Annotated in this window: 2 protein-coding genes; both read left to right on the top strand. The window is 71.7% G+C overall.

The window, feature by feature from the left end; all coding sequences use genetic code 11:
• Positions 1 to 241 precede the first annotated feature (241 nt).
• Positions 242 to 1,612, top strand: coding sequence for a S41 family peptidase (locus RDU12_RS14285; RefSeq protein ID WP_300293108.1), 1,371 nt, complete (start codon positions 242 to 244; stop codon positions 1,610 to 1,612).
• A gap of 259 nt (positions 1,613 to 1,871) precedes the next feature.
• On the top strand, positions 1,872 to 3,065 hold the full coding sequence (locus RDU12_RS14280; RefSeq protein ID WP_308685294.1) for a divergent polysaccharide deacetylase family protein: 1,194 nt from the start codon (positions 1,872 to 1,874) through the stop codon (positions 3,063 to 3,065).
• Positions 3,066 to 3,164 lie beyond the last annotated feature (99 nt).

The following is a 3,164-nucleotide window of genomic DNA, read 5'->3' as shown; positions in this document are numbered from 1 at the left end:
GGCGCTGGGCCGCTCGGGCCCCGACGGCGAGATCGGCTTCGAACTGCGCCGCGAGGAACGCCCGATCGACCCGGGGCCGTGGCTGAGATGAGGGGCTAGTCCCTGTTCAGCGAATCCGCTTCCCATCCTCCGATGACGCTGATTTTATCGACAGACCGGCGCTCGGTCACGATTTGGGCGCCGGCAGCCGCCTAACCTGAGATGTACGGGCCGTTTCCGCGGCCCGCTGGAAGTAGACCGTATGCGCAAGTTTCTGATGATCGGCGCCGTCGCCGCCACCGTGGTCGGCCTGGGCGCCGCCACGACCGCCGGCCAGACCCCGCGCAACGAGGCCTTCCGCCTGATCGGCCTGTTCGGCGACGCCCTCGCCACGGTCGAGCGCGACTATGTCGTGCCGGTCGACGACAAGAAGCTGATCGAGGCCGCCCTGCAGGGCATGATGGGGGCGCTGGACCCCCACTCCTCCTACCTGCCGCTCAAGGGCTACACCGAGCTGCGCGAGCGCACCGAGGGCCAGTATACCGGCGTCGGCCTGACCATCTCGTCCGAGGGCGGGCTGGTGAAGATCATCTCGCCGATGGACGGCGGCCCCGCCGCCCGCGCCGGCGTCCAGGCCGGCGACGTCATCTCGGCCATCGAGGGCCAGAATTCCTCCGGCCTGACCGTCAGCCAGGTCTCCGAAAAGCTGCGCGGCGCCGCCGGCACCTCGGTCAAGGTCACCTTCCTGCGCGACGGCGAGGAGCCGCGCGAGGTCGTCCTGACCCGCGAGATAATCAAGATCGACTCGGTCACCGGCCGCATCGAGGGCGACTACGGCGTGCTGCGCATCTCGACCTTCAACGAGAACACCGGACGCGAACTGGGCGAGACCATCGCCCGGCTCAAGGCCGAGAACCCGGCCCTCAAGGGCTATGTCCTGGACCTGCGCAACAACGGCGGGGGTCTGCTGGATGCGGCCATCGCCGTCTCCGACGCCTTCCTCGAGCGCGGCGAGATCGTCAGCCAGCGCGGTCGCCGGCCCGAGCAGATCCTGCGCTACGCCGCCCGTCCGGGCGACCTGACCGACGGCCTGCCGGTCGTGGTGCTGATCAACTACGGCTCGGCCTCGGCCTCCGAGATCGTCGCCGGGGCCCTGAAGGACCATCAGCGCGCCACCGTCATCGGCCTGACCAGCTTCGGCAAGGGGTCGGTGCAGAGCGTCATCCCGCTGCGCGGCGGGGCCGACGGGGCCCTGTCGATCACCACGGCGCGCTACTACACGCCCTCCGGCGCCTCGATCCAGAAGATCGGCATCGAGCCGGATCTCGAGGTGGCCCGCTCCGAGGCCGAGGCCAAGATCGTGTCGCGCTCGAACTTCATCTATTCCGAGGCCGCCTACGCCACGGCGCTCGACGCCTCCATCGGGGCCGAGCGCAAGGGCCCGCACGTCCCTCACGAGGCCCCGGGCGAGGCCTACGACAAGGACAAGGACTACCAGCTGGAGCGGGCCTTCGACGTGCTGCGCGCGGGCGGGAACCTGACGCAGCTGGCGGCCGCCCCGGAAGGCATCGTCGTCACCGCGCCGGGCACGGCCATGGCCGCCGTCGAGCCGGAGGCGGACGAAACGCCGTGAGTGAGGCAGCAGGCAGCAGTCTGCTTGCTTCCGGCGCCACCGCGCCCCTGCTCGATCAGACGGATGAAGTCGGGCGCATGCTCCACGGTTTGATCACCCGCGTAGAGGCCCAGCCCTCCCGCTGACCTGCTGCCTGCTGCCTGATCCCCCCCCACATGCCTAACACCGCGTTAGGCTTTCTTAACCGACGCACGGTCAATGTGGGTCTTGAAGGAGTCCGTCCCGCGGACCCCCGTTCGAGCGCCCAGTTCCTTTGCCCATGTTCGCCAAGCGCCAGTCCGTTCTCGCCGCCACCGCGGGCGCTCCGCCCGCCCGCCGCTCCGTGGCCGAAACCCTCGCCCCCGCGCTCCGCATGCTGAAGAAGCCGCCGGTGGCCGTCGCCGCCGCCGGCGTCCTGCTGCTGGGCGCGGCCGCCCTGTTCGTCACCGTGCTGGGCGATCCCCGCGCCGGGGCTCCCTCGGCCCGCGTCGCCCTGAATCGGCCCGCCGCCGCTCCGACCCCCGTGCCGACCGGGCTCGAGGCCTTCTCGCTGGATGGCTCGGGCCTGTATCAGGACCTGACCGGCGAGGGCGGCGACCCCGCCCTGATGGGCGAGGCGGTCATCACCCTGCCCGACGGCGCCACCGTCTCCGGCGCCGGGACCGCGGTCACCGCGCCCCGCATCGCCGCCCAGCCCCTGCCCCAGGCCCCCATCGCCGGCCTCAGCCAGCCGGGCCCCGAGGGCCCGCTGCCGCGCATCGCGCCGGACGGCCGCGTCCCGGCCCAGGCCTATGCCCGGCCCTTCGTCTCGAACGGCAACCCGCGCGTCGCCCTGATCGTCGGCGGCCTCGGCCTCAACGCCGCCACCACCCGCGCCGCCATCGAACGCCTGCCCCCCGAGGTCACCCTCAGCTTCGTGCCCTATGCCGAGGGTCTGCAGGGCTGGATCGACCTGGCCCGCGCCCAGGGCCACGAGGTCATGCTGGAAATGCCGATGGAGCCCACCGGCTATCCGAACAACGATCCCGGCCCCTACACCCTTCTGGCCGACGCCGAGGCCGCTGACATCCAGGCGAAGATGAACTGGCTGCTGGGACGGGCGACCGGCTATTTCGGCGTCACCAACTATCTCGGCGACCGCTTCGTCACCTCCGAGGCCGGCATGACCGCCTTCATGGCCGTTCTGCGCCAGCGCGGGATCGCCTTCCTTGACGACGGCTCGATGAGCCGCCGCCCGGGCGCCTGGGCCCGCGCCAGCGCCAACCGCATCATCGACGAGCAGCAATCGCCCGCCGCCATCATGGGCCAGCTCAACGCGCTCGAGGCCCTGGCCAAGACGCGCGGCTCTGCGCTGGGCACGGGCTTCAGTTATCCGGTCACCGTCGAGGCGGCCGCCCGCTGGACCGCCGGCCTCGAGGCCCGCGGCCTGCAACTGGCTCCGGCCTCGGCGCTGGCGAACCGGCCGGGACGCTGACGCGCCAGTAGCAGGTGGCGAGTGGCGAGTGGCGAGGGGTTTCGCCACCCGCCCCGCCCCTGCCCACCCCGGTTCGCCAGACCATGCGGCAGCCCGGCG

The organism is Brevundimonas sp. (assembly GCF_031082345.1).
Taxonomy (GTDB): Bacteria; Pseudomonadota; Alphaproteobacteria; order Caulobacterales; family Caulobacteraceae; genus Brevundimonas.
The sequence above is the reverse complement of the archived record's forward strand: the minus strand, read 5'-3'. Positions and strand labels throughout refer to the sequence as shown.